General features: G+C 73.7%; 18 protein-coding genes and 1 pseudogene. 13 read left to right on the top strand and 6 right to left on the bottom strand.

Translation table 11 applies throughout. The features are described from left to right. Window positions 1–64: 64 nt before the first annotated feature. On the top strand, window positions 65–3,070 hold the full coding sequence (gene fxsT / locus AC068A_RS14325; protein ID WP_478584708.1) for an FxSxx-COOH system tetratricopeptide repeat protein: 3,006 nt from the start codon (window positions 65–67) through the stop codon (window positions 3,068–3,070). A gap of 613 nt (window positions 3,071–3,683) precedes the next feature. Here fxsT and AC068A_RS14320 read toward each other — a convergent pair. Next, window positions 3,684–4,673 (bottom strand): LuxR C-terminal-related transcriptional regulator, encoded by a 990-nt coding sequence (locus AC068A_RS14320; RefSeq protein WP_478584706.1) that lies wholly within the window; start codon window positions 4,671–4,673, stop codon window positions 3,684–3,686. Window positions 4,674–4,830: 157 nt separating this feature from the next. On the opposite strand from AC068A_RS14320, the gene AC068A_RS14315 reads away from it, so the two are divergent. From AC068A_RS14315 to AC068A_RS14305, 3 genes are all read left to right on the top strand, one after another. Then, window positions 4,831–5,178 (top strand): hypothetical protein, encoded by a 348-nt coding sequence (locus tag AC068A_RS14315; protein WP_478584705.1) that lies wholly within the window; start codon window positions 4,831–4,833, stop codon window positions 5,176–5,178. Between the two features lie 106 nt (window positions 5,179–5,284). Further along, the gene (locus AC068A_RS14310; RefSeq protein ID WP_478584703.1) at window positions 5,285–5,446 is read left to right on the top strand and encodes a hypothetical protein; all 162 of its coding nucleotides are present in this window, start codon (window positions 5,285–5,287) and stop codon (window positions 5,444–5,446) included. Window positions 5,447–5,596: 150 nt separating this feature from the next. After that, entirely contained in the window at window positions 5,597–7,009 is a 1,413-nt protein-coding gene (locus AC068A_RS14305; protein ID WP_478584701.1) for an FG-GAP repeat domain-containing protein, read from the top strand. Between the two features lie 84 nt (window positions 7,010–7,093). Here the strand turns inward: AC068A_RS14305 and AC068A_RS14300 are convergent, their stop codons facing one another. The 4 genes from AC068A_RS14300 to AC068A_RS14285 form a co-directional block, all read right to left on the bottom strand. Then, window positions 7,094–10,957, bottom strand: coding sequence for a multifunctional oxoglutarate decarboxylase/oxoglutarate dehydrogenase thiamine pyrophosphate-binding subunit/dihydrolipoyllysine-residue succinyltransferase subunit (locus tag AC068A_RS14300; protein ID WP_478584700.1), 3,864 nt, complete (start codon window positions 10,955–10,957; stop codon window positions 7,094–7,096). 258 nt (window positions 10,958–11,215) lie between these two features. Then, entirely contained in the window at window positions 11,216–12,244 is a 1,029-nt protein-coding gene (locus tag AC068A_RS14295; RefSeq protein WP_478584739.1) for a HAMP domain-containing sensor histidine kinase, read from the bottom strand. A 104-nt stretch (window positions 12,245–12,348) separates the two neighbouring features. Next, the gene (locus tag AC068A_RS14290) at window positions 12,349–13,092 is read right to left on the bottom strand and encodes a response regulator transcription factor (protein ID WP_478584698.1); all 744 of its coding nucleotides are present in this window, start codon (window positions 13,090–13,092) and stop codon (window positions 12,349–12,351) included. A 274-nt stretch (window positions 13,093–13,366) separates the two neighbouring features. Continuing rightward, window positions 13,367–14,257 carry a hypothetical protein gene (locus AC068A_RS14285; protein WP_478584696.1) on the bottom strand — a complete coding sequence of 297 codons (891 nt, stop codon included), beginning with the start codon at window positions 14,255–14,257 and terminating at the stop codon, window positions 13,367–13,369. A 134-nt stretch (window positions 14,258–14,391) separates the two neighbouring features. Here AC068A_RS14285 and AC068A_RS14280 point away from each other — a divergent pair. The 5 genes and pseudogenes from AC068A_RS14280 to AC068A_RS14260 form a co-directional block, all read left to right on the top strand. Then, window positions 14,392–15,282: pseudogene (locus AC068A_RS14280) on the top strand (sulfurtransferase); the annotation flags it as partial. Continuing rightward, window positions 15,265–15,837 carry a DinB family protein gene (locus AC068A_RS14275; RefSeq protein ID WP_478584737.1) on the top strand — a complete coding sequence of 191 codons (573 nt, stop codon included), beginning with the start codon at window positions 15,265–15,267 and terminating at the stop codon, window positions 15,835–15,837. The pseudogene AC068A_RS14280 and the gene AC068A_RS14275, both read left to right, overlap by 18 nt. Window positions 15,838–16,150: 313 nt before the next feature. Next, entirely contained in the window at window positions 16,151–16,906 is a 756-nt protein-coding gene (locus AC068A_RS14270) for a DUF4097 family beta strand repeat-containing protein (protein ID WP_478584694.1), read from the top strand. Window positions 16,907–17,299: 393 nt separating this feature from the next. Further along, a complete protein-coding gene (gene lon / locus AC068A_RS14265) occupies window positions 17,300–19,699 on the top strand; it encodes an endopeptidase La (RefSeq protein ID WP_478584692.1) in 2,400 nt (799 codons plus the stop codon). A gap of 172 nt (window positions 19,700–19,871) precedes the next feature. Then, entirely contained in the window at window positions 19,872–20,336 is a 465-nt protein-coding gene (locus AC068A_RS14260) for a MarR family winged helix-turn-helix transcriptional regulator (protein ID WP_478584735.1), read from the top strand. Window positions 20,337–20,461: 125 nt separating this feature from the next. Here the strand turns inward: AC068A_RS14260 and AC068A_RS14255 are convergent, their stop codons facing one another. Further along, window positions 20,462–21,235 (bottom strand): protein phosphatase 2C domain-containing protein, encoded by a 774-nt coding sequence (locus AC068A_RS14255; RefSeq protein WP_478584690.1) that lies wholly within the window; start codon window positions 21,233–21,235, stop codon window positions 20,462–20,464. A gap of 400 nt (window positions 21,236–21,635) precedes the next feature. Here AC068A_RS14255 and AC068A_RS14250 point away from each other — a divergent pair, with 400 nt between their 5' ends. The 4 genes from AC068A_RS14250 to AC068A_RS14235 are packed head-to-tail and all read left to right on the top strand — an operon-like array spanning window position 21,636 to window position 26,296. Further along, a complete protein-coding gene (locus tag AC068A_RS14250) occupies window positions 21,636–24,791 on the top strand; it encodes a sensor histidine kinase (RefSeq protein ID WP_478584688.1) in 3,156 nt (1,051 codons plus the stop codon). After that, entirely contained in the window at window positions 24,788–25,309 is a 522-nt protein-coding gene (locus tag AC068A_RS14245) for a roadblock/LC7 domain-containing protein (RefSeq protein ID WP_478584686.1), read from the top strand. Before AC068A_RS14250 ends, AC068A_RS14245 begins: the two co-directional genes overlap by 4 nt. After that, on the top strand, window positions 25,306–25,701 hold the full coding sequence (locus tag AC068A_RS14240) for a DUF742 domain-containing protein (RefSeq protein WP_478584685.1): 396 nt from the start codon (window positions 25,306–25,308) through the stop codon (window positions 25,699–25,701). The genes AC068A_RS14245 and AC068A_RS14240 overlap by 4 nt, the downstream gene beginning before the upstream one ends. Next, a complete protein-coding gene (locus AC068A_RS14235) occupies window positions 25,682–26,296 on the top strand; it encodes a GTP-binding protein (protein ID WP_478584683.1) in 615 nt (204 codons plus the stop codon). The genes AC068A_RS14240 and AC068A_RS14235 overlap by 20 nt, the downstream gene beginning before the upstream one ends. The last annotated feature ends 46 nt before the right edge of the window (window positions 26,297–26,342 follow it).

The following is a 26,342-nucleotide window of genomic DNA, read 5'->3' as shown; positions in this document are numbered from 1 at the left end:
TCACCCCCGCCCACCACCCGGATTCACCCCCGTCCACCGCCCGGAATTCCAGGGAGACGGCCGCATGACCACCGGTATTCGGCAGGAACGCGACCCGGCCCCCGCGCGGCCGCAGCGCTTCCTCATCAGCTTCGCCGGCTTCAACCGGCCCTGGGCCGTGTGGATCGCCCACCGGCTGGAGGAGCACGGCCACCGCGTCGCCCTCCAGCGCTGGGACCCGCAGTCCGAGGGCGGCCTCCCCCAGGCCCTCGACGACCTGGCCCGCAGCGGCAGCCGCGTCCTCCTCATCCTCAGCGAACGGTACTTCTCCGTCGGCACCCACACCGACGAGGAGTGGAACACCGCCCTGCGCGAGGTCACCGACAGCCACCCCGGCCGGTTCGCCGCCGTCAGCCTCACCGACGCCCCGCTGCCCAGCGCCGTCGCCGTCCTGGAGAAGACCGACCTGTGGGGCCTGGACGCGTACGAGGCCGAGTACCGCGTGCTGCGCCGCCTGGACCTGCCCACCGACCGCGTCGGCACCGAGACCGGCCGCCGCGGCCCCCGCTTCCCCAACGACCCCCCGGAAATCTGGGGCCGGGTCCCGCGCCGCAACCCCCGCTTCACCGGCCGCAACGACGTCATCGGCACACTGCGCGCCGCACTCAGCGAGGCGCCCCCCGGCGCCTCCACCGTCACCCTGCTGGGCCTGTCCGGCGTCGGCAAGACACAGGTCGCCACCGAGTACGCCTACCGCTTCGCCTCCGAATACGACGTCGTCTGGTGGGTCCCCGCCGAGGACCGGCCCACCCTGCGCGAGCGGCTCGCCGACCTCGCCCCCGAGATGGGCCTGCCGCGCGGCGCCGGCAGCTACGGCGAGCAGATCCGGGCCGTCCTGGAGGCGCTGCGGCGCGGCTCACCGTACAGCCGCTGGCTGCTGGTCTTCGACGGCTGCGACAACCCCGACGACCTCACCGACCTGCTGCCCTCCGGCGCCGGCGACGTCATCATCACCTCCCGCAACCGCGAGTGGGCCTCCCGGCACACCAGCCTCGTCGAGGTCCCGCTCTACGCCCGGCCCGAATCGGTCACCTTCATCCGCCGCCGGGCCCGCCGGCTCACCGGCGAAGAGGCCGACCAGCTCGCCGAGGCCCTCGAGGACTACCCGCTCGCCCTCGACCAGACCGCCGGCTGGCTCGCCGACTCCCCGCTGACCGTCGACGACTACCTCGCGCTGCTGCGCCGCCGCCTGGACTCCCACGAGGCCGTCACCGTCTCCGACGACTACCCGCTGCCCTTCCCCACCGCGCTCGCGATACTGCTCAACAACGTCCGCGAGAACTTCCCCGACGCCCTCGCCCTGCTCCGGCTGTTCGTGTTCTTCGCGCCCGGACCGGTGCCGCTGCGGCTGCTGCGCGAGTTCCCCGTCGACGACGTGCCCGAGCAGCTCGCCGGGCTGATCAACGACCAGATCCGGTGGAACGCCGCCCTCAACAAGCTGGTGCAGTTCTCCGTCGTCCGCCTCGAGTACTCCGACCTGTCCGTGGAGGAGGGCGGCGGCGGGCTGGAGACCGTACAGCTCCACCGCATGGTGCACGGCATCGTCCGCGAGAACCTCTCCGAAGAGGAGGCCGGACCCCTCGCCCGCGCCGTCCGCCAAGTCCTCGCCGCCGCCGACCCCGGCCGGCCCTCCGACTCCCGGCTGTGGCCCCGCTTCGCCGAGCTGATCCCGCACCTGGAGACCGCCGGCGTGCTGACCAGCAGCAACCCGCGGATCCAGAACTTCCTGCTGAACTGCCTGCGCTACCTGATCCTGGCCGGCGAGTACCGCACCTGCCTGCGCCTGGCCGAGCAGACCGACACCGTCTGGCGGGCGATGCTCGGCGACGACCACGACCAGGTCCGCGAACTCAGCTACCACCACGGCGGCGCCCTGCGCATGCTCGGGCACTTCAAACAGGCCGAGGCCCTCGCCAAGGCGGTCGCCGACCGGCTCCTCGCCGAACGCGGCGACCGCGACCTGGAGACCCTGCGCGCCACCAGCACCTACGCGGGCGTCCTGCTCGGCACCGCCAAGTTCGAGCAGGCCCGGGAACTGCTGGAACACGCCTTCGCCCGCTACCGCGAGCTCCTCGGCGAGGACGACTCCACCACCCTCAACGCGGAGAACAACGTCGCCGTCGCCCTCCGGCTGCTGGGCCGCTACCAGGAGGCGTACGAGACCGACCTCGACACCCTGCGCCGCCGCGAGCGCGTACTGCGCGTCCGGCACATCGCCACCCTCTCCTCCGGGATCGGCTGCGCCATGGGGCTGCGCCTGATGGGCCGCTACCGCGAGGCCCTCGCCCGGCAGGAGCAGGGCCTCAAGCTCAACTCCCAGGTCCTCGGCCCCAACCACCCGCAGACCCTGCGCGCCGAGCACAACCTCGGCATGTGCCTGCGCCGCTCCGGGGACATCCCCGGCGCCGGGGCCCGGCTGCGGAGCGTGCTGGAGCGCTCCACGCGGGTCTTCGGCGCCGAGTTCCCCTGGACGCTGATGGTCGCCTCGGACTACGCCACCTACCTGCGCGAGTACGGGGACATCGGCGAGGCCCGGCGGATCTCCGAGGAGGTCGTGCGCGGCTACCAGACGCAGCTGGGCCTCGCCCACCCGTACAGCATCGGCACGGTCGGCAACCTCGCCCTGGTGCTGCGGGCCCAGGGCGAGCGCGTCGAGGCCCTGAACCTCGCCGAACAGGCCCTGGTCGGCATGCGGGGCGCGGTCGGCGAGCGGCACCCGTGGGCCCTGGGCTGCGCCCTGAACGCCACCGGGCACCGCAACATCACCGGGCACCTCCAGGACGCCCTGGACCTCGGGCGCGAGACGCTGCGCAACTGCGAGCAGGTGCTGGGCCCGGACCACCCGATGACGCTGAGCGCGCAGATCGCCCTGGCCGCGGACCTGCGCTCGCTACGGGAGGACACGGAGGCGGCCAAGCACGAGGAGGCGGGCCTGAAGGCGCTGACCCGCACCCTGGGCCCGCAGCACGTCCACACCGTCTCGGCCCGCCAGCAGATGCGCCCGTACTGGGACTTCGAACCCCAGCCGTAACCGGACGGCAGCAGCAGGCCCGTCACGGCGATCCGGCCGCGGCGGGCCTGCCGGCTGAAAGCGGCCATGGACCCTTCAGGCCCGCCGTGAACCCTTCACACACCCCCTGACCTGCGGAGAGAGTGAGACCACGCCGCGCGGGCGGCGCCACCCGAGCCCGGGTGGAGACGCCGCGGCGTCCCGCACTGCAACAACTGCGGCTCCGAGCCCGGCTTCTCCCACGACTTCGACGGGGACGGCACGTCGGACGTTCTGGCCAAGGCCGCGGCCACCTCCGACATCCACCTGTACGCGGGCAGCGGCTCCGGCGGCTTCAAGGCCGGCACCGGAGCGGTGGTCGGGAACAACTTCTCCGCCTTCGACCAGCTCACGGGCGTCGGCGACTTCGACAACGGCGGCAAGAACGACATCGTGGTCCGCAACACCGCGGCCGGCACCTGCACCTCTACGCGGGCAACGGCAGCGGCGGCTTCAAAGCCGGGACCGGCGACAAGATCGGCTCCGGCTGGAGCGGCATGACCGAACTCGGCTGACCCGGCCCGGCCGGCCTGGCCGGCCCGGGCGCCGGCCGAGGCGGGATGCCGCCCGGCCGGAACCCGGGGGCAGGCGGACGCTAGACCAGCCAGCCCCGCCGGACGGCGCGAACGCCCGCTTCGAAGCGGCTGCGCGCCCCCAGGCGTTCCATCAGGCCCGTCGCGACGCGGCGGGCCGTCCGGTGCGAGACTCCCAGCCGCTTGGCGATGGCCTCGTCGGTGAACCCGTCCGCCAGCAGTTTCAGCGTGGTCGACTCGGTGTCGGTCAGGCCGCTCTCGTCGTCCCGGTGTGCCTTCTCGCCGAACGGCTTCGCCGCCTCCCACACGCTCTCGAACAGTGCGCAGAGGGCGGTCAGGGTGCCGTGCCCCGTGAGCACCACCGCGCCGGCCGCGGTGTCCTCGCTGTTGACCGGGATGACGGCGGTGCTCCGGTCGGTGATGATCATCCGGATGGGCAGGGTCGGGGCGGTCCGCGCCTGCCGGCCGAGCTCGCCCAGCCATTCCGCGTAGGCGACGGTGTGCGGGCTGTTGCGGACGCTGTCCAGATAGACCGTGCGCATCCGGATCCCCCGCCGGAGCAGGGCCTCGTCCAGCGGCCGGGAGGCCTCCAGGTTCTCCGGGGTCTGCTCGCCGTCCGGGGCGAAGACCATGACCTCGTGCTCGACCTCGCGGTGCAGCAGGGTCAGGCGCTCGCGGATCCGGTCGAGCCCGACCAGGTGCTCGACGCCGGGCTCGGAGGCCGCCGGCTGCAGGTCCGCGTACTCGGAGATGAGCTGGGCGGCGGCGGCCCGGGACGCCTCGATCCGCTGCTGCTGGGCGGCGAGTTCGGCCTGCTGCCGGGCGAGCAGCAGCTCCATGCCCACATCGGGGCTGACCGCCCGCAGGCGGCCGGGCTCCTCGTACGAGGGCCGTACCAGGGCCAGTTCGCTCAGCTGGTCGAGGCCGGAGCGAACGGCTTCCTCGGGCAGGTCCAGGCGGGCGCAGAGGCCGGCCACGCCGTCGCCGGGATGCGCCAGCATCGCCCGGTAGACGGCTTCCGTCGTTCTGTCGAAACCCAAAAGGGTCAGCATGCACATCCCCCCGATGCGTGATCCTCGCTCTTGATCATCGCATGGCCGAAACGGGGCGCCGAGTGCCGGAAGGGCGGTTGGCCGCTTCCGTCCAGAGCCCCAAGGGGCCAGCCGGGAAGCCTGGTTGGGAAGCTCCCGGATTGCCAGGCTCGGAACCATGTATCTGATTCATGCCCAGCTCCGGGCGCCCGCCGGCGGCATCCTCCCGGCCGATGCGGCCCGCCGGGCCCTCGCCCTCGCGCGGTCCGGCGAAGGCGTCGAGCACGTCTGCGCCCATCCGCACGCCGAACCCCACCCGGTGCTGGGGCTGTTCCTCGTGGCGCCGTCCCTGCGCGAGGCCGAGGGGCGGGCGGCCGGGGTCTGCAGGCGCCTGCTGCAGGAGCACGCCGGCATGGCCGGCTGGTCGCTGCTGAGGGCGGAAGCGCCCCTGCTGGCCCCATTGGGACATGGCCCGTTGGGGCCATCGGAAAGCCCTTCCAGCGCCTCTGGCCTGCGGCGAAAGTAGTTCTCGCCAGCAGGGGACACAGCCCGGCAGGCAACACCGGCGCCACGTCACCGCGGGATGCGGGCCGGATCCGTCCACAGCCACGCCTGCCGAAAGGTACACCGCCATGAACGTCGTCCGTATCGCCAAGGCCGCCGCGGTCACCGCCCTCGCCGCCGGATCCCTGTTCATCGGCGCTTCCGCAGCCCAGGCCGCCGACCTCGGTCCCGAGGACTTCGGCTGGCAGAGCGTCACCGCCGCCCCGAAGAACGACTTCGGCTGGCAGTAGCCGGCCCGCTCGCCCCCCACAACTGCACCTGCAGGGCAGTTGTCCCCGACCGGGCGAGCCCGCACGCTCCGGCCCCCGCCCCCGGCCCGCCCGGAGGGCGGCGGTCACCACCGCTTCCCGGCCTCGATCCGCCCCACGGAGTAGTTCATCATGTCCATGATCAGAATCTCGCGCACCGCCGTCCTCGCCGCCGCCCTCGCCTCCGCCACCGTCCTCGGCACCCTCACCGCCACCGCCACGGCCGCCCCCGCAGCCCCGGCCGCCGCCCCCGCGCCGGCCGCGGCCACCGCCGCCGAGGACACCGAGCGCCCCCAGGGCGAGCCCGGCCCCCTCCAGACCGGCACCCAGCTCAGCGCCTTCTCCGCACACCCCCTGGCCGCCCCCGCCGCCGGCGCGCCCATCACCCGCAGCGCGGTCATCGCCCGGGCGAAGACCTGGGTCGACGCCCAGGTCCCGTACAACCAGGGCGCCTACCGCGACGGCTACCGCACGGACTGCTCCGGCCTGGTCTCGATGGCCTGGAACCTCGGCACCAACGCCTGGACCGGCAACCTCGACACCTACGCCACGCGGATCTCCAAGAGCGAGCTGAAGAAGGGCGACATGCTCCTCTTCCACAACTCCGCGAACCCGGTGAGCGGCTCCCACGTCGTCCTGTTCGAGCGCTGGACGGACTCCTCGATGACCTCGTACGTCGGCATCGAGCAGACCCCGCCGCACGCCGTGCGCCGCACGATCCCGTACTCCTACTTCAGCAACTCGGGCTCCTACCTGCCGTACCGCTACAAGAACATCGTCGAGGACGTCTCCACCACCCGCGACCACGACTACACGGGCGACTTCAAGGACGACCTGCTGGGCGTGGACTCCGCCGGCACGCTGCGCCTGTACTCGGGCAACGGCTCCAACGGCGTCGCCTTCACCCGGGAGGTCGGCGGCGGCTGGGGCGCCATGGACAAGGTCGCCGCGGCCGACTTCAACGGCGACGGCGACGGCGACCTGGTCGCCACCAAGCAGTCCACCGGCGAGCTGTTCCTCTACCAGGGCAACGGCGAGGGCGGGTTCAAGTCCACCACCGAGATCGGGCACGGCTGGACCGGCATTGAGCAGCTGGCGGCCGGCGACTTCACCGGTGACGGCAAGGCCGACATCGTCGCGGTGAACAAGGCCGACGCGACCCTCAACCTCTACACGGGCAACGGCAGCGGGGTGGCGTTCACCAAGCAGATCGGCAGCGGCTGGTCGCAGATGACCAACCTGTCCGCGGGCGACTTCAACGGTGACGGGCGGGCGGACATCGTCGCGAGCCGCGAGGACACCGGCGTCCTCTACCTCTACCCGGGCACGGCCGGCGGCGGGGTCGGCAGCGGCATCCAGATCGGCACCAGCTTCCACCTGATGAGCAAGCTCACGCTCACCGACATCAACAGCGACGGGCGCGCGGACGTGGTCGCCGTCAACCGCTCCACCGGCGACCTCTTCCTCTACACGAGCAAGAGCAACGGCCTGAACGCCGGCGCGGAGATCGGCCACGGCTGGGGCACCTTCAAGCACCTCGTCTGACGCCCCGGCCGGACATGCCGAAGGCCCGGCCCCCCGCACGGGGGACCGGGCCTTCGGCCGTCACAGGTCGGACGGGCGCAGCGACTAGGCCTCGAAGACCTCGTTGAGCAGCTGCTGCTGCTCGGCCTGGTGCCGCTTGGCGGAACCCACGGCCGGGGACGAGCCGTGCGGACGCGAGATGCGCCGCAGGCGCTCGCCGGCCGGGATGTCCGCGCCGACCGCCAGGTCGAGGTGGTCGATCAGGTTGAGCGCGATGAACGGCCAGGCACCCTGGTTCGCCGGCTCCTCCTGGGCCCAGATGTACTTCGCCGCGTTCGGGTACTTGGCGATCTCGGCCTGGAGCTCCGCGCCCGGCAGCGGGTACAGGCGCTCGATGCGGATGATGGCGGTGTCGGTGATGCCGCGCTTCTCCCGCTCGGCCTCGAGGTCGTAGTAGACCTTGCCCGCGCAGAACACGACCTTGCGGACCTCGGCCGGGTTGACGGTGGAGTCGCCGATGACCGGGCGGAACCCGCCGCTCGTGAACTCGTCCGCCTTCGACGCCGCGGCCTTCAGACGCAGCATCGACTTCGGGGTGAAGACGACCAGCGGCTTGTGGTGCGGGTTGTGGACCTGCCAGCGCAGCAGGTGGAAGTAGTTCGACGGCAGCGTCGGCATGGCGACCGTCATGTTGTTCTGGGCGCACAGCTGGAGGAACCGCTCCGGGCGGGCCGAGCTGTGGTCCGGGCCCTGGCCCTCGTAGCCGTGCGGCAGCAGCAGGGTGACGCCGGAGGTCTGGCCCCACTTCTGCTCGGCCGAGGAGATGAACTCGTCGACGACGGTCTGGGCGCCGTTGACGAAGTCACCGAACTGGGCCTCCCACAGGACCAGCGCGTCCGGGCGGGCCAGCGAGTAGCCGTACTCGAAGCCCATCGCCGCGTACTCGGAGAGCAGCGAGTCGTAGACGTTGTAGCGGGCCTGGTCTTCCGCCAGGTGCTGCAGCGGGGTGTAGCCCTCGCCGGTCTCGCGGTCGATCAGCACCGCGTGGCGCTGGCCGAAGGTGCCGCGGCGGGAGTCCTGGCCGGACAGCCGGACCGGGGTGCCCTCCATCAGCAGCGAGCCGAAGGCGAGGGTCTCGCCCATGCCCCAGTCGATGGTGCCGTCGTCGATCATCGACGCGCGGCGCTGGAGCTGCGGCAGCAGACGCGGGTGGACCGTGTGGCTCTCGGGGATGTTGATCTGGGACTCGGCGATCCGCTTGACCACCTCGAAGGAGACGGCGGTGTCCACGGTGACCGGGAACTCGGCCTGCTCCACCGGGGCGGGGGCGCCGGCCGCCGGCTGCGTGGCGGCCTCGCGGACCTCCGCGAAGACCTTCTCCAGCTGGCCCTGGAAGTCCTGGAGCGCCTGCTCGGCCTCTTCCAGGGTGATGTCGCCGCGACCGATGAGGGACTCGGTGTACAGCTTGCGCACCGAGCGCTTCTTGTCGATCAGGTCGTACATCAGCGGCTGGGTGAAGGCCGGGTTGTCCGACTCGTTGTGGCCGCGGCGGCGGTAGCAGATGAGGTCGATGACCACGTCCTTGTTGAACGCCTGGCGGAACTCGAAGGCGAGCCGCGCGACGCGGACCACGGCCTCCGGGTCGTCGCCGTTCACGTGGAAGATCGGTGCCTCGATCATGCGGGCCACGTCGGTCGCGTACATGGAGGAACGCGAGGACTCCGGGGCGGCGGTGAAGCCGACCTGGTTGTTGATCACGACGTGGACGGTGCCGCCGGTGCGGTAGCCGCGCAGCTGCGACATGTTCAGGGTCTCGGCGACGACACCCTGGCCGGCGAAGGCCGCGTCACCGTGCAGGGCGACCGGCAGGACGGTGAAGTCCGTGCCGCCCTTGTTGATGATGTCCTGCTTGGCGCGGGCGACACCCTCGAGGACCGGGTCGACGGCCTCCAGGTGGGACGGGTTCGCGACGAGCGAGACCTTGATCTGCTCGCCGTCGAGGCCAGTGAAGGTGCCCTCGGCGCCCAGGTGGTACTTCACGTCGCCGGAGCCGTGCATCGACTTCGGGTCGAGGTTGCCCTCGAACTCGCGGAAGATCTGCGCGTACGACTTGCCGACGATGTTCGCCAGGACGTTCAGGCGGCCGCGGTGGGCCATGCCGATGACGACCTCTTCGAGGCGGGCCTCGGCCGCGGAGTCGATGACCGCGTCGAGCAGCGGGATGACGGACTCGCCGCCCTCCAGCGAGAAGCGCTTCTGGCCGACGTACTTGGTCTGCAGGAAGGTCTCGAAGGCCTCGGCCGCGTTCAGGCGGCGCAGGACGCGCAGTTGCTCCTCGCGCTCCGGCTTGGAGTGCGGGCGCTCGATGCGGTCCTGGATCCAGCGGCGCTGCTTCGGGTCCTGGATGTGCATGAACTCGACGCCGGTGGTGCGGCAGTACGAGTCGCGCAGCACGCCGAGGATGTCGCGCAGCTTCATCATCGACTTGCCGGCGAAGCCGCCGACCGCGAACTCGCGCTCCAGGTCCCACAGGGTGAGGCCGTGCTCGGTGATGTCCAGGTCGGGGTGCTTGCGCTGCTTGTACTCCAGCGGGTCGGTGTCGGCCATGACGTGGCCGCGGACCCGGTAGGAGTGGATCAGCTCGAAGACGCGGGCGGCCTTCGTGACGTCGTCGTCGTGGCTGGCGTCGATGTCGCGCATCCAGCGGACCGGCTCGTACGGGATCCGCAGCGACTCGAAGACGCGGTCGTAGAAGCCGTCCTCGCCGAGCAGCAGGTTGGAGACGATGCGCAGGAACTCGCCGGAGGCCGCGCCCTGGATGACCCGGTGGTCGTAGGTCGAGGTCAGGGTCATGACCTTGGAGACGCCCAGCTTGTTCAGGGTGTCCTGGGAGGTGCCCTGGAACTCGGCCGGGTAGTCCATGGAGCCGACGCCCATGATGACCGACTGGCCGGGCATCAGGCGCGGCACGGAGTGGACGGTGCCCAGGCCGCCCGGGTTGGTCAGGGAGACCGTGACGCCGGTGAAGTCGTCCATCGTCAGCTTGCCGACGCGGGCGCGGCGGACGATGTCCTCGTAGGCCTGCCAGAACTCGAAGAAGTTGAGGGTCTCGGCCTTCTTGATGCCGGCGACGACGAGCTGGCGGTCGCCGTTCGGCTTGACCAGGTCGATCGCGAGGCCGAAGTTGACGTGCTCCGGCTTGACCAGGGTCGGCTTGCCGTCCTTCTCCGCGTAGGAGTAGTTCATCGACGGCATGGCCTTGATGGCCTGGACCATCGCGTAGCCGATGAGGTGGGTGAAGGAGATCTTCCCGCCCCGGGCCCGCTTCAGGTGGTTGTTGATGACGATCCGGTTGTCGAACAGCAGCTTCACCGGGACAGCGCGGACCGAGGTGGCCGTCGGCATCTCGAGGGAGGCGTTCATGTTCTTCGCCACCGCGGCGGCCGGGCCGCGGAGCGTCACCAGCTCGGGGCCCGCCGGGGCCTCGGTGGCGGGCGCGGCCTTGCGGGCGGCGACGGGGGCGGCGGCCGGAGCCTGAGGGGCAGGCGCGGCCGGAGCGGCGGCCGGGGCCTGGGAGGTGACAGTCACAGCAGGGGCACCAGAGGGAGTGGCAGGAGCAGGGGCAGGAGCTGACACAGGCGAAGAGGTCGGCGCGGCGCCCGCCGCCCCCGTGGCGGCGGCGTCGGAGACCTGCGGGGCTTCGGTGGCGGCGGTGGCGGCCTGTGCGGAGGCGCCATCCGTCGGGGTCTTCACCGGCTCGTCGGCCTTGGCGGGAGCGGTCGCGCCCCCCGGCTTGTAGTCGGCGAAGAAGTCCCACCAGGCCCGGTCGACCGAATTCGGGTCCTGGAGGTACTGCTGGTAGATCTCGTCGACGAGCCACTCATTGGCGCCGAAGCCTGAGGCAGGGTTCTTCCCGCCCTCTGCTGCTTCGGTCGTGGTGCTCGGGTTACTCGGGGACTGTGGCGACACGGCGGCAACCGCCCTCTTCCGCTTCACAAGGTATGGACAGCGGGAATAAAGGCTACGCCTCCCGGGCGGGGAGATGCAGACCGGGCGGGACTTACGTCACGTAGGTCACACCGAACGGCGGGTTTCGCCACTCTGAATGGCGGGAAACCAACGGGGTTCGGGTATGCGCTACCGGGGTTGCGACCCCCTGGCTTCGCACCCCTGACGGACCTCGGGCACGTGTGGCCGAGATCATGTCCTTCCCAGTCGAACCCTACGTCAATGCGGCGCCGTCGGGCTGCCCGGAAGCGTGACGAGAATGCGGCAGCCGCGTGACGATTCGGCCACGCGGATCCGGCCGCCGTGCAGCTCCACCGCCCAGCGGGCGATCGCCAGGCCCAGCCCGGTGCCCCCGTCGCCGCTGTTCGCGCTGCCCCGGTTGAACCGCTCGAAGACCCGGTGCCGCTCTGCCTCGGGGATCCCGGGCCCCTCGTCCACCACCTCCAGCACCAGGCTGCCGGGGGTCTCCCCGGCCCGGGCGCGGACCGTGACCCGGCCGAGCGCGGGGCTGTGCTTGACCGCGTTGTCGATCAGGTTCGCCACCACCTGGTGCAGGCGCTCGGCGTCCGCGTACGCCGTCAGCCCCGACGGGAACACGTCCAGGTGCAGGTGCACGTCGTTGCGGGTGTGCCCGCCGGAGCCCGAGGCCAGCCCCGGCCGGCCCGCGGCCGCCAGGCCGGACTCCTTGAGCACCCCCGACAGGTACGGCCACACCTCGAAGCGGCGGGCCTTCAGCGGGACCACCCCGTTGTCCACCCGGGACAGGTCCAGCAGCGTCTCCACCAGCCGCCCCAGCCGCTCGGTCTGCTTCAGCATCGTCCGCATGGTCTCCGGATCGGCCTCCGAGACCCCGTCGACCACGTTCTCCAGCACCGCGCGCAGGGCCGCGATCGGCGTGCGCAGCTCGTGCGAGACGTTGGCGACCAGCTCCCGGCGGTGCCGGTCCACGGCCTCCAGGTCGTCCGCCATCAGGTTGATCGTGGAGGCCAGGTCGCCGAGCTCGTCGCGGCGGCCGGCCCCGCGGACCCGGCGGGTGTAGTCCCCGTGGGAGATCGCCCGGGCCACCCGGGTCATGTCGTCCAGCGGGGCCGTCAGGCCGTGCGCCACGAACTGGGTGATCAGCATGGACGCGATCACCGAGAACACCGTGATGAAGCGGAGCTCGGTGTCCGTGCGCAGGGCCACCAGCAGCAGCCCGGTGGTGATGAACACCGAGACCACGACCAGCGTGCCCAGCTTGGTCTTGATCGAGAATGGCGAGAACGGGCGGAGGCCCCCGGCCCGGGCGCCGGCGCGGGCACCGGCTCCACCGGAGCGGCCGACGCCGCGTCCCGGACCGGGGCGTCCGCCGCTCACGCCTGCGCCGGGGTCTCCAGGGCGTACCCCACGCCGTGGACCGTACGGATCCGCTCCGCCCCGATCTTCCGGCGCAGGGCCTTGATGTGGCTGTCGACGGTACGGGTCCCGGAGGCGTCGGCCCAGTCCCACACCTCGGCCAGCAGCTGCTCGCGCGAGAGGACCGCCCGCGGGGTGCCGGCCAGGCAGACGAGCAGGTCGAACTCGGTCGGCGTCAGGTGGACGTCCTCCGCCTGCACCCGGACCCGGCGCTGCGCGTGGTCGATCTCCAGGTCCCCCAGGCGCAGGGTGGCCCCGCGCGGGGCGTGCGCGGCCAGCGTGGCGCGCTCCACGCGCCGCAGCAGGACGTGGACCCGGGCCGCCAGCTCGCGCATCGAGAACGGCTTGGTCATGTAGTCGTCGGCCCCGACCCCGAGGCCGACCAGCATGTCCGTCTCGTCGTCGCGCGCGGTGAGCATCAGCACCGGCACCGGCCGCTGGGCCTGGACCCGGCGGCACACCTCCAGGCCGTCGAAGCCGGGCAGCATCACATCGAGGACCAGCAGCTCGGGCTGCCAGCCCTCGGCCGCCGCCACGGCTGCCGGCCCGTCGTGGGCGGCCTGCACCTGGAAGCCCTCGGCGCGCAGCCGGGCCGTGATGGCGTCGGCGATGGTGCGGTCGTCCTCGACCACGAGCACGCGCCGCTGAGCGCCGGGGGTGGCCGCGGCGCCGCCGGTGTGGGTGGTGTGTGTCTGTTCCATGTCCCGCCCCTGGAGATCCGCGTGATGGGGTGCAGCGTAGAGGAGCCACCGGCCTGCGGCTATGCGGGGTTCGGACAGCGAAACTGGCGGAGGCATTGGTTCCGATTGCGGTCGGAATGGGGATATGGGCGGCCATGCCGGGTGCTGCGGAGCCCGCCCTGAGCCTGCCCCGGAGGACCGTCGGAGGCTGCGTGGAAGGATCACCGGAGGCTGCCCCGGAGGGCCGTCGGCGCCGCCGGGGGAAGGGTCGCGGCCGGGCTCGGCGGGCCCCGGCTCAGCGGGCCTCGAAGGAGGGCAGCGCCGACAGGACGTCCGCCAGGCCCGGCGGGATCGACCCGTCCTTGGCGGCGACCTCGTAGCCGCCGTGCACGAAGGCGTACGTGAACCCGTCGTAGACGGTCGGGCCGCCCGTCGCGACCCGGGGCAGACGGGGGAAGTCCGCCGCCGCCAGCGCGGCCCGCAGCTTCGCGAGCCCCTCCGGCGACAGCTTCCCGGAGCCGGTCTGCCGGGCCTTCCCGTCCAGCCGGGTCCACGAGCCGTCGCCCTTGACCAGAACGCTCGTCGTCAGCCCGGCGAAACCGCCGCTGCGGGTCACCGCGACCAGACGCTCGGCCGCGGACGACGGCCCGGGGGAGGGGGCCGCAGACGGGGCCGTCGGGCCCGGCGTCGCGGGAGCACCCGTCCCGGACGGCGCCGGGCCGGCCGGGGTCAGGGCGTTCGACGCGGTCGGCGTGGTCCCCGTGGTGCCCGCCGTGCCCGTGGTGCCCGGCTGCGCCGAGCCGGCCGGAGGGCTGGAGGCGGGCGCCTCCGCCCCGCCCGCATCGCACCCGGCCAGGGCCGCCGTACCCAGCAGCACCGCCGCCACCGCTCGTACCGCGCGCACGCCCCACCTCCGCAGGATTTCGGGCCGACCCCGAGTGCCGACCCCGAGTATGGAGTCCGTCCCGCCCGTAAAGCACCCGGAGGACGACATCCGCACCGCCGCCCGCCGCCGCTCCTCGAGCTCCTCGCGCTCCTCCTCGGCCTGCGGAGCCTGGGCCGCAGCGGCAGCACGTGACGCGACGAGTCCGTGACCCGGCAGGTGGCCCACCGCCCGCTGGGCGGCCTGGTCGAGCTCCTCGGGCAGGTGGACGCGGTGGACGGGCCGTACCACCTGATCGTGCACGGACTGCTCCTGGCCGTGGACGCGGCGCGAGGGCCCGGATCGCGGTCCGGGCCCGCCCCGGCGGATGCCACTGAGGCCGGCCGGGCAGGATGGGGGCCGTCAACGTCGCACGAGGCTCCGGGGGGACGCACCGCATGACCGGGAACACGAAGACGCACGCCGCCACGGGCACGGGTACGGCCACGGGTGCGGCTCCGGAGGCGGCCGGGCCCCTCGTCGGGGCGGACTGGCTGGCCGCCCGCCTCGGCACGCCCGGCCTGGTCGTCCTCGACGCCTCCGTCGGCGCCCACCGCGGCGCCGCCCGCCGGATCCCGGGCGCCCGCCCCTTCGACCTCGACGGCGCCCTGTCCGACCACGACGCCCCCGCCCCGCACACCATGCCCGGCGCCGCAGCGTTCGCCGAGGCCGTGCGCGGCCTCGGCATCGACGACACCAGCACCGTCGTCGTCTATGACGGGGCCGGCATCTACTCCAGCGCCCGCGCCTGGTGGATGCTGCGCGCCATGGGTTTCGACCGGGCGGCCGTCCTCGACGGCGGCCTGCCGGCCTGGACAGCCGCCGGGCTGCCCGTCGAGGAGACCGCGCCCGCGTACGAGGGCCCGCGCGGCTCCTTCACGGCCCGCCCCCGCGCCGGGCTCCTGGTGGACAGCGGCACCGTCGCCGCGGCCCTCGCCGACCCGGCCGCGGCCGTGCTCGACGCCCGGACCCGGGAGCGCTTCGCCGGCACCGCCCCGGAGCCGCGGCCGGGGCTGCGAGGGGGCCACATGCCGGGGGCGGTCAACCTGCCGTTCGGGGAGCTGCTGGGGGAGGGCGGCCTGATGCGGCCCGCCGGGGAACTCCGGGACGCCTTCCGGGCGTTGGCAGGGGGCCGGGAGCGGCTGTACTTCAGCTGCGGGTCGGGGGTGACGGCCTGCGTCCTCGCGCTCGGGGCCGTCCTCGCCGGATACCCGTCCGACACCCTCGCGGTGTACGACGGCTCGTGGACGGACTGGGCCATGCGCCCGGAGCTGCCCGCCGTGACGGGCCGCCGGGCCGAGCTGTTCCGCGGCGACGCCTCCGAGCGGCGCTTCGGCGGGCCGGCGACCGGCGACGAGCGGAGCATCCTCACCGGCGTGCTGGAGGCGCAGCGCGCGACACTGGAGCTGAAGTGTGCCGGGCTGGACGGGGAGCTGGCCCTGCGGTCGGTCGAGCCGTCCACGCTCTCGCTGCTCGGCCTCGTCCGGCACCTCGCCGACGTGGAACGGCGCTGGTTCCGGCAGGTCCTGGCCGGGCAGGAGGCGCCGGCGCTGTACTCCTCGGCGGCGGACCCGGACGGCGACTTCGACTTCGCCGGGGCGGGCCGGCCCGGCCCCGGTACCGCCGGGGCCGCGGAGGAGGCGTGGCAGGCCTGGCGTGCCGAGGTGGCGTTCGCCCGGGCGTTCACCGCGGCCGCGCCCGACCTCGACGCGGAGGGCGAGGACGCGTGGCGCGGGCGGGTGTCCCTGCGCTGGGTGCTGGTCCACATGATCGAGGAGTACGCCCGCCACAACGGCCACGCCGACCTGCTGCGCGAGCGCATCGACGGCGCCGTCGGCCTCTGACCGGCGGGCGGGGAGGGACCAGCCGCGTGGGCCCGGGGCAGCGGTCCCGGGCCCGGCGCACCGCGGGTCCGGGGGCCGGGGCCGGCGGACCGGGAATCCGGGGTCGGCTGACCGGGGTTCCGAGGCCGGCGCACCGCGGGTCCGGGCCGACTGACCGGGGGCCGGGGCCGGCGGACTTTCCGAGGCCGGCGCACCGCGGGTCCGGGGCCGGCTGACCGGGGGCCGGGGCTGGCGGACCGGGGGATATCCCCACCCCGGATCCGGGTACCGGCACTATCGGCCCGCGGCAGCCTCCCCCGGCAGAGTCGGGGGCATGGCATCCCACCGCATCCCGTCCCGGTCCGTCCGCGCGGCGCTCGCCGCCTCGGCCGGCGCCCTGCTCCTGTCCGCATGCGTGCTCGAAGACCGCCTGACGACGGTGTCGGCCGACGACGAGGTCGCCGAGGCGGTCACCGCGGTGGAGGTGCCGGACACCCGGCGCGGCTCCGTGGAGGTGGTCCCCGGCACCGGCCCCGGTGTCCGGATCCACCGCACCGTCCACTACCGCGGCGGCACGGAACCGGTGCCCGGCCGGCAGCTGTCGCAGGGCCGCCTCGTCCTCACGGACGGCTGCTCCTTCGGCAGCTGCTACACCGACTGGCGCCTCGAGGTCCCGGCCACCGCGACGGTGAAGCTGGCCAGCAGTAGCGGCCGCATCACCGTGACCGGGGTGGCGGCCGCCGAGCTCACGTCCTCGTCCGGCGACGTCCGGGCCGAGGGCGTCACCGGCCCGCTGCGGGTGCGCACCGCCTCGGGCTCGGTCACCGCGGCCGGCCTGACCGGGGCGAGCGCCGACGCCGCCGCCTCCTCGGGAGACGTCAGCCTGGAGTTCGCGAAGGGGCCCGGCTCGGTGTCGGCCGAGACCAGCTCGGGCGATGTCACCCTGCGCCTGCCCGCGGCCCCGTACCGGGTCGAGGCGAGCACCGACTCGGGCCGGAGGGAGGTCTCCGTCCCCGCGGACCCGGCCGCCCCGTCCCGCCTCTCGGTCCGGACCTCCTCGGGCAACATCCGCGTCGCGTCGGCGAGCTGACGGGGCACCGGCCGATGCGGCGCGCGGCGGTCAGCCGATCCACATCAGGACGGCGTGCCCGCCGCGGACGGCCGCCCGGAAGCAGGGGACGAGCGCCTGGTGGTGCCCGGTCACCCGGTCCAGCGGTTCACGCCGCTCCCAGGGCCGCGAGCGCCCGGCGGCGCATCCACCAGCTCGTGGACGAACTCCTCGGCCCACTCCGGGGCGCGGACTGCGCGCTCGAATTCGGCAGGCGTGAAGCGAACGTACGTTCCAGTCCTGCTCGTGTCCGGATGCTGGAGGGCGGCACCGGCGCCTGGCGTGTTCGCCGGAGGCGAACGGCAGTTGGGGAACACTGGGAGGCGCACATGCATTGAGTCGGCATAACTCAACTTCACTGCCGGAGGGAAGATCATGGCTTCGACGTCCGTAAAGCTCACCCTGCCCGTGCTGCCGCTCGACGACGAGGTCGTGCTGCCCGGCATGGTCGTGCCGCTGGACCTGACCGACGCCGAGGTGCGGGGCGCCGTCGAGGCCGCCCAGGCGGCGGTCCGCAGCGGGAAGCCCCGGGTGCTGCTCGTACCGCGCGTCGACGGGAAGTACGCCGGCACCGGTGTGCTGGGGACCGTCGAGCAGGTGGGCCGGCTCTCCGACGGCGATCCCGGCGCGCTCATCCGCGGCATCGGCCGCGTCCGCATCGGGGCCGGGACCACCGGGCCCGGCGCCGCGCTCTGGGTCGAGGGCGAGAGTGTCGACGAGCGGCTCGCCGACCCGCTGCCCGGATCCGTCGCCGAGCTCGTCAAGGAGTACAAGGCCCTCGCCACCAGCTGGCTCAAGAAGCGGGGCGCCTGGCAGGTCGTGGACCGCATCCAGCAGATCGAGGGGGTCTCCGCCCTCGCCGACAACTCCGGCTACTCGCCCTTCCTGACGGTGGCCCAGAAGGTCGAGCTGCTGGAGACCGCCGACCCCGTCGCCCGCCTCAAGCTGGCCATCACATGGCTGCGCGACCACCTCGCCGAGCAGGACGTGGCCGAGTCCATCGCCAAGGACGTGCAGGACGGCGTCGACAAGCAGCAGCGCGAGTTCCTGCTGCGGCGTCAGCTGGAGGCCGTCCGCAAGGAACTGCGCGAGCTGAACGGGGAGAAGGAGGGGGAGGCCTCCGACGACTACCGGGCCCGGGTCGAGGCCGCCGACCTCCCCGAGAAGGTGCGGGAGGCCGCGCTCAAGGAGGTCGACAAGCTGGAGCGGTCCAGCGACCAGTCCCCGGAGGGCTCCTGGATCCGCACCTGGCTCGACACGATCCTCGAACTGCCCTGGAACGAGCGCACCGAGGACGCCTACGACATCACCGGCGCCCGCGCCGTCCTCGACGCCGAACACGCAGGGCTGGACGACGTCAAGGACCGCATCACCGAGTACCTCGCCGTCCGCAAGCGCCGCTCCGACCGCGGCATGGGCGTCGTCGGCGGCCGGCGCGGCGGGGCCGTCCTCGCCCTCGTCGGCCCGCCCGGCGTCGGCAAGACCTCCCTCGGCGAGTCCGTCGCGCACGCCATGGGCCGTACGTTCGTCCGCGTCGCGCTCGGCGGCGTACGCGACGAGGCCGAGATCCGCGGCCACCGGCGCACCTACGTCGGCGCGCTGCCCGGCCGCATCGTCCGCGCCATCAAGGAGGCCGGGTCCATGAACCCGGTCGTGCTCCTCGACGAGATCGACAAGGTCGGCTCCGACTTCCGCGGGGACCCGGCCGCCGCCCTGCTGGAGGTCCTGGACCCGGCGCAGAACCACACCTTCCGCGACCACTACCTGGAGGTGGAGCTCGACCTGAGCGACGTCGTCTTCCTGGCCACCGCAAACGTGCTGGAGGCCATCCCGGAGGCGCTCGCCGACCGGATGGAGATCGTCCGCCTCGACGGGTACACGGAGGACGAGAAGGTCGTCATCGCCCGCGACCACCTGCTGCCGCGCCAGCTGGAGCGCGCCGGCCTGGGTGCGGACGAGGTCGTCCTGGAGGAGGAGGCCCTGCGCAAGCTGGCCGGCGAGTACACCCGCGAGGCCGGCGTACGCACCCTGGAGCGGTCCATCGCCCGGCTGCTGCGCAAGGTGGCCTCGCAGCACGAGCTGGGCGAGCGCGAGCTGCCGCTGCGCATCGGCGCCGCCGACCTGCGGGCGCTCATCGGGCGGCCGCACCACGTGCCGGAGTCCGCACAGGACCCGGCCGAGCGGCGCACGGCCGTTCCCGGGGTCGCCACCGGCCTCGCGGTGACCGGCGCGGGCGGCGACGTGCTCTTCGTCGAGGCCTCCCTCGCCGACCCGGAGACCGGCGCCGCGGGGCTCACCCTGACCGGCCAGCTGGGCGACGTGATGAAGGAGTCGGCGCAGATCGCGCTGAGCTTCCTGCGCTCGCACGGCGCGGAGCTGGAGCTTCCGGTCGCCGACCTGAAGGAACGGGGCGTGCACATCCACTTCCCGGCGGGAGCCGTCCCCAAGGACGGCCCGAGCGCCGGCATCACGATGACGACCGCACTGGCCTCGCTGCTCTCCGGCCGTCAGGTCCGCACGGACGTGGCGATGACCGGCGAGGTCTCCCTCACCGGGCGGGTGCTGCCGATCGGCGGGGTCAAGCAGAAACTGCTCGCCGCGCACCGGGCCGGCCTGACCACCGTCATCATCCCGAAGCGGAACGAGGCCGACCTGGACGACGTCCCGTCCGAGGTGCTGGAGCGGCTGGAGGTGCACCCGGTGACGGACGTGCGCCAGGTGCTGGAGCTGGCCCTCTCCGAGGCGCGGACCGTATCCGTCAGCGCGGCGGCCTGAGCCGGGCGCCTGAGCCTGGCATCGCCTGAACCGGGCGCCTGAGCCGGCCGCTTAGAGGCCCCACAGGGTCGGTCCGGACACCCCCGCCCGGCCCGGGACCCCGCTCCGGCGGGGCCCCGGGTCTGCGCCGCACGCTCTGCGAAATACTGGAGGTGATCGGCACAGGGGGTGCCTGACACACGGACAGGAGCGGCACGTGCACGGCAGCGAAGACCAGGAGTTCCTTGCCCTGGAGCGGGAGCTTTCCGTCTTCCTCCGGCGGGCCCGCGCCTCCTCCGGGGAGATGGCCCGCGCCCTGCACCCCGAGCTGGAGCCCGCCGCGTACGGGCTGCTGGTACGGCTGGAGGCCGCCGGCCGCCAGCGGGCCACCGACCTCGCCGCCTACTTCGGCGTCGGCAAGGCCACCATGAGCCGGCAGCTGCGGGCCCTGGAGGTGCTCGGCCTGATCGCCCGCGAGCCGGACCCCGCGGACGGCAGGGCCTTCCTGGTCGGGCTCACCGAGGAGGGCCGCGAGCGGTTCCTGCGGGTCCGCGGCGCCCGGCGCGAGCGGTACATGCGCAAGCTCGCCGACTGGGACCGCGGCGAGGTCGCGGAGCTGGCCCGGCTCCTGAACCAGCTCAACCAGGGCGAGGAGTAGCCCCGCGCAGCGGCCGCCCGCCCGTTCGGCCGCTGCGCGCCGCTGTTCCTGCCCGCTGCCCGCTGCCCGCTGCCCGTTGCCCGGCGCACACGCCCAGTCGCCCGGCGCACACGCCCGCCGCCGGGCTACAGCTCCGCGAACACCGCCGAGGCGTCGTCGTGCCGCTTGCCGCGGCCCTGCGGGCGCGCCGGGTCCGTCTCCAGCGCCCGCACCCGGCCGATCAGCCCCTGCGCCCCCTCCTTGCGCAGCACCGCCAGGCACTGCGCCCAGTCGCCCTCCCCGAAGGTGTCCGTCCACCGGCTCGCCCCGTCCGTCAGCGCGGCCACCGCCCGCACCTCCCCGCGCGGGCTGCGCCCGGTCACCGCCCGGGCCGCCACCGCCGGATCCGCGGCTGCCGTGAAGAAGCCGCCCTCCGCGTTGCGCAGCGCGTCCGCCGACGCCCGGGTGCGCAGCGCCTCGCGCGGGAGCCGGTCCAGCCGGTCGTCCAGCACCGCGGTCACCGCGCCGTCCGGCGCCTCCAAGAGGAGGACGGAGTCCGAGAGGACGAGGTGCTCCACGTACGCCTCGTCCCAGCGGACGACCACCACGGTCGCCTGCGGGGTGCGCACGTGAGAAAGGTCACACGTCCCGCGGTGGATGTCGGCCGTGTCCCGGATGGACTCCGCCAGGATCCGGTCCAGCGGCATGTCCCGCCTCGATCCGGACAGTTCGGTCAATCGGCCCCCGAGTCGGGCCGTGAACCACGGCACTCCGTGCGCGCAGCCGACGCCCCCGGGCGGCGGGGTGACCCCGTCCAGGGCGACCAGGACTCCGCCGCCCGCGGCAGGCGTCGCGGCTGATAGCCAGTCCTCGTTGGGGCGTTCCGGGTTGCCGGGGGCCGTCGCGAGGTCGATGCGCATAGGGGCATTCTGCCCGCGGGGACGTCGCCGGGGCCCGCGGCGGGCGTAAAAGTCCGTACCAGGACGGGGAGGTGTGCGGCGGCCGCCGGTCCGCGCCTCCGCCCGGTGCCCGGGGGCTTCCGGGGACATGTGGGCGCGCATATTGCCAAAGCCCCCATCGATCTTTCAACCACCCGTCCGCGGAGCCGCTCCGGAGCCGGTTTGCCGAGTTGGTTGCCCACTCTTCCGTGATGTTCACTCGTTCGAGTGGCCGGGTGGGCGATGTGAGGCTCTCTCCCCATCGCACTGCAAAGGTCTGTGGCGGTACTGAGGGGACAGGGGGCGTTTACTTGTTGACCGGCCGTTACCTCGGCCACACGAGTAGACGAGCACGAGCACACGTACAGGATTGCGAGCACCGGTGCAGAAGAAGCGGTCTCGGAAGAACGGCACCGCCACCGACGGACCCGCCCCCGCAGGACGCCGCGTCCACGTACGCAGCAGGCTGGTCGTCGGCGTCGCCGTCGCCGGTCTCACCGTCCTCGCGGCCGGCGCCCCCGCCGTGGTCACGGCGACCCGCGAGCTGAACGACTCCCAGCAGCTGGTCACCCTCGCCGAACAGACGCAGCACACCCTCACCCTCGCGCACCTCCTCGGCGACGAGCGGGACGCCGTCGTCGAGTACGTGGCCAAGGGCCGCCCCGGCGGCCAGGCCAGGACGCCCGTCCAGGAGCGCACCGCCCTCACCGACCGGCAGCTCGCCGAGGTCCGGGCCGAGGCCGACGAACCCCTCGCCAAGGCCCTCGCCCGCGTCCAGACCGTCCGCACCGAGGCCGTCGACGGCAAGGGCGCCGCCCTCGCCGCCCACCAGGCCTACGCCGGCGTCATCGCCGAACTCCTCGCCCCGGGCGACCGGCTCGCCGAGCAGACCCCGCCGCGGGCCGAGGCCGCCCTCGTCACCACCCGCCCGCTGGCCCCCCTCGGCCAGGCCGTGGAACAGGCCTCCGCCACCCGCGGACTGCTGCTCGCCGCGCTGGCCGTTCCCCGCGCCGACCAGGCCCCGAACGCGGCCGTCGCCGACGAACTCTCCGCCGCCGCCCAGCGGGCGCGCGTACGCGAGCAGGCCGCACTCGACGACTTCACCCGCGCCGCCCGCCCCGAGGTGCGCCAGACCCTCGCCGCCACCGTCACCGGCCCCGAGGTCAAGACCGCCGACGACTACCTCAAGCGGCTCACCGAGCGGTCCACGCTGTCCGCGGCCGACCGCAGGCTCGACGCGGCCGCCGTCGGCTCGGCCCTGACCGCCCGCATCGACCGCATGCGGTCGGTGGAGGCCACCCTCGCCGGGCAGCGGGCCACCGCCCTGGCCACCCTGCGCAACGACGACGTGACCCGGCTGGAGCTGCTCGCCGCCATCCTCGGCGTGCTCTTCCTCGTCACCGTCGGCGTCTCCACGGCGGTTGCCCGCTCGCTGACCCGGCCCCTGTCGGTGCTCCGGCGCGGCGCGGCCAGGCTGGCCACGCCCGAGGGCTCGGTGGAACCGGTCCGGTTCACCGGCCGCAACGACGAGTTCGCCGAGGTCGTACGCCACCTCAACGCCGTCCGGGACCAGACGGTCTCCCTCCACACCAAGATCGCCGGACTGGACGCCGACCGGAAGCGGCTCATCGGCCGCAACGACGCCCTGTCCGCGGGCCGGGAAGCGCTGGAATCCGAGCTGACCGCGCTCCGCGAGACCCTGGAGGAACACCGGCGCGTCATGTCGACGACCTCGGTGTCGCTCTCGCGGCGCACCCTCGGCCTCGTCGAGCGCCAGCTCGTGGCCATCGAGGAACTGGAGGCCAAGGAGCAGGACCCGGACCGGCTGGAGACCCTCTTCAAGCTGGACCACCTGGCGACCGTGATGCGCCGCCACAACGAGAACCTGCTGGTCCTCGCCGGGCAGGAGCACGGGCAGGGCGCCGGTGCCCCGGTGCCGCTGGTCGACGTCATGCGCGCCGCGGTCAGCGAGATCGAACGCTACGAGCGGGTCGACCTCGCCGTACCGCCCTCGTTCACCCTGGTCGCCGGGCACGCCGCCGACGACATCTCGCACGTGCTCGCCGAACTGCTGGAGAACGCAACGGCGTTCTCGCCGCCCGGCGCCAAGGTCAGGGTGTCCGCACGGCACCTGGACTCCGGCGACGTGGTGCTCTGCGTCGTGGACGAGGGCATCGGCGTCACCCCGGAGCGGCTGGCCGCGCTGAACGCCCGCCTGGCCACGCCCGAGGCCTACGACGAGGAGTCCGAGGCGGAACACGGCCTCGGCCTCGGCCTGTACGTCGCCGGCCGCCTCGCGGCCCGGCACGGGGTCACCGCGGAGCTGCGCTCCTCCCAGCCCGGCGGCATCGAGGGCCTGGTCGCCATCCCGGCGGCCCTGCTCCCGGACGGCCCGCCGACCTCCCCCGTGCACACCTTCGCCACGCCGGGCCTGCCGCGGTTCCAGCTGCCGGGCGTGATCGCGGAGGCCAACGAGAACACCCTGCCGCCCCGGCTCCGGCCCGACCCGGAGCCGGTGGCCGCGGACTTCGCCCCGGCTGCGGGCGCGGCCGCGACCCCGGTCTTCGACGCGGTGGCCTCCGCGGCCGCGGCCTTCGACGCCGCTGCCGGCTTCGGCGCCGTGGCGGGCTCCGACACGGCCGCGGCCGCGCACCCGGACGCGGCCGAGGCCGCGGACCCGGCGCCGGGCGCGGCCTTCGACGCCGCCGTCGGCACCACCCCGGACGCGGAACTGCCGCTTCCGGCGGAGCAGGTGCTCACCGCCCAGGCCCCCGACACGGCCCAGGCCCCCGACGTCGTCCCGGCGCAGGACGCGGCCCCGTCGCAGGACGCGGCGCCGGCGGCCGCGCCCGCGCCGGTGCCGCTGCACGAGCGTGCCGCGCGGGAGGAACTGCCGCCCGCCGACCAGGTGTTCACCGCGCAGACCCCGGACGACCGGGATCCGGGCGACGAACTCCTCGCGCGGGTCGTCCCCGACGCGGAGCCGGGCGCCTTCGCGGTGCCCGACCCCGGCCCGGCGGCCGCGGGCGTACCGGACGCCACCGCGCAGCCGGCCGACGTACCGGAGACAAGCCCCACGCTGCCCGGGCAGGCCGCCGCACCCGACGCGGAACGGCTGCCCCCGGCCGACCAGGTCCTCACCGCGCGCGGCGGCGCACCGGCCGAGCCGCACGGGCACGCACCCGCCGAGGCCGGCCGGGTCCCCCGCCAGGGGAGCCACAGCGACCACGACGACCACGGCGGGCCCCGGGAAGCCATCACCGCCAAGGGCCTGCCGAAGCGGACCCCGCGCACCCTGGCCGGCCGGCCCTTCCCCGGCTCCGGTGCGGGATTCGCGGCGGGCCCGGGCCCGGCGGCCCCCGTCGCAGGCCCGGGCGCAGGCACCGCACCCCCCGCGCCGCGCCGGGTCGACGCGGAGGAACTGCGCCGCCGGCTCGGCGGGTTCTACCAGGGGACGCGGGACGGTCGGCGCGTCGTCGCCGCCGAGCTCGCACAGGACACCGACCAGGGGGACACCGCACAGGAGGCACGCACATGACCGCGCCCAGTACGTACGGACTGAGCACCCAGGCCCGCAACCTTCAGTGGCTGCTCACCGACCTGGTCGAGGAGGTGCCCGGCGTCAACTCCGTCGCCGTCGTGTCCTCGGACGGGCTCCTGCTGCTGTCCTCCGACCCCGGAGGCGCGGCCGCAACCGCCGCTCCCGGCCAGGCCGCCCAGACCCAGACCCAGGCCCCGGCCCGGGCCCGGGCCAAGGGCCCGCGCGGCGCCTCCGCCGACCTCGCCACCATCGTGTCCGGGCTCGGCAGCCTCACCACCGGCGCCGCAGCCCTCATGGACTTCGGCGACGTCAAGCAGACCATGGTGGCGATGGAGCACGGCTCCGTCTTCGTCATGGCCATCAGCGACGGCTCGCTCCTCGGCGTGCACGCCACGCCGGACTGCGACATGGGCGTCGTCGCCTACCACATGGCCCTGTTCGTCGGCCGCGCCGGACACGTCCTGACCCCCGAAGTCCGCAGCGAGCTGCGCCAGTCCATGGAGAACACCCCGTGAGAAGCACGGCCTCCGACCGGCTGCCGATACGCGGAGCCGATCGCCGTCCCGCCCGTGTCCGCCCGTACTCCCTCACGGGCGGCCGCACCCGTTTCACGCAGGTCCTGCACGTCGAGACCTTCGTCGCGGCCCTGGACGCACGGGCGTCCGAAGCGCAGCAGCCCGCCGACGACCGGATGCCCGAGATGCCCGCCATCGTCGAGGTCTGCCGCCGCATGCGGACGATCGCCGAGATAGCGGCGCTGCTGAAGCTGCCGCTCGGCGTGGTCCGCGTCCTGGTCAGCGACCTCGCCGACCAGGGGAAGGTCCGCGTCTACGGGACCGGGCACGGCCCCGGCCGCCCCGACCGCGCACTGCTCGAAAGGGTGCTCAGTGGCCTCCGCCGTCTGTGAAACCGCCCTCGACGAGCCCGTCCGGCCCTGGCAGTACGACCGCTCCCGGTCCCCCGTCGCCGTCAAGGTACTGGTCGCGGGCGGCTTCGGCGTGGGGAAGACCACCTTCGTCTCGTCCGTCTCCGAGATCGCCCCGCTGCGCACCGAGGCGGTGATGACCGAGGCCAGCATCCCCACCGACGACCTGTCGGCGACGCCGGAGAAGAACACCACCACCGTCGCGATGGACTTCGGCCGCATCACCCTCGCCGACGACCTCGTGCTGTACGTGTACGGGACCCCCGGCCAGGAGCGGTTCTGGTTCATGTGGGACGACCTGGTCCGCGGCGCCATCGGCGGCATCGTCATGGCCGACACGCGCCGGCTGCGCGACTGCTTCCCGGCCCTCGACTACTTCGAGAGCTGCGGGCTGCCGTACGCGGTGGCCGTCAACCACTTCGAGGGATCGCAGTCGTACGAGCCCGAGGACGTGCGCGAGGCGCTGACGATCCCGCCCCGCGTGCCGGTGCTGATCATGGATGCCCGGCGCCGGGAGACGGTCGTCGAGTCGCTGCTGACCCTGGTCGGCCACGCCCTCGACGAGACGCCAGAGTAGCGGGCGGGGCAGCCGGGCCCCGCCCGAACACCCGTACCCCCGAACC

Source organism: Streptomyces sp. NPDC043854 (assembly GCF_056436005.1).
The sequence above is the reverse complement of the archived record's forward strand: the minus strand, read 5'-3'. Positions and strand labels throughout refer to the sequence as shown.

Excerpts from the sequence above, each read along its gene's own strand:
- fxsT (WP_478584708.1), top strand. The coding sequence starts at position 65 with ATGACCACCGGTATTCGGCAGGAACGCGACCCGGCCCCCGCGCGGCCG.
- AC068A_RS14320 (WP_478584706.1), bottom strand. The coding sequence starts at position 4,673 with ATGCTGACCCTTTTGGGTTTCGACAGAACGACGGAAGCCGTCTACCGG.
- AC068A_RS14315 (WP_478584705.1), top strand. The coding sequence starts at position 4,831 with ATGTATCTGATTCATGCCCAGCTCCGGGCGCCCGCCGGCGGCATCCTC.
- AC068A_RS14310 (WP_478584703.1), top strand. The coding sequence starts at position 5,285 with ATGAACGTCGTCCGTATCGCCAAGGCCGCCGCGGTCACCGCCCTCGCC.
- AC068A_RS14305 (WP_478584701.1), top strand. The coding sequence starts at position 5,597 with ATGTCCATGATCAGAATCTCGCGCACCGCCGTCCTCGCCGCCGCCCTC.
- AC068A_RS14290 (WP_478584698.1), bottom strand. The coding sequence starts at position 13,092 with ATGGAACAGACACACACCACCCACACCGGCGGCGCCGCGGCCACCCCC.
- AC068A_RS14270 (WP_478584694.1), top strand. The coding sequence starts at position 16,151 with ATGGCATCCCACCGCATCCCGTCCCGGTCCGTCCGCGCGGCGCTCGCC.
- lon (WP_478584692.1), top strand. The coding sequence starts at position 17,300 with ATGGCTTCGACGTCCGTAAAGCTCACCCTGCCCGTGCTGCCGCTCGAC.
- AC068A_RS14255 (WP_478584690.1), bottom strand. The coding sequence starts at position 21,235 with ATGCGCATCGACCTCGCGACGGCCCCCGGCAACCCGGAACGCCCCAAC.
- AC068A_RS14245 (WP_478584686.1), top strand. The coding sequence starts at position 24,788 with ATGACCGCGCCCAGTACGTACGGACTGAGCACCCAGGCCCGCAACCTT.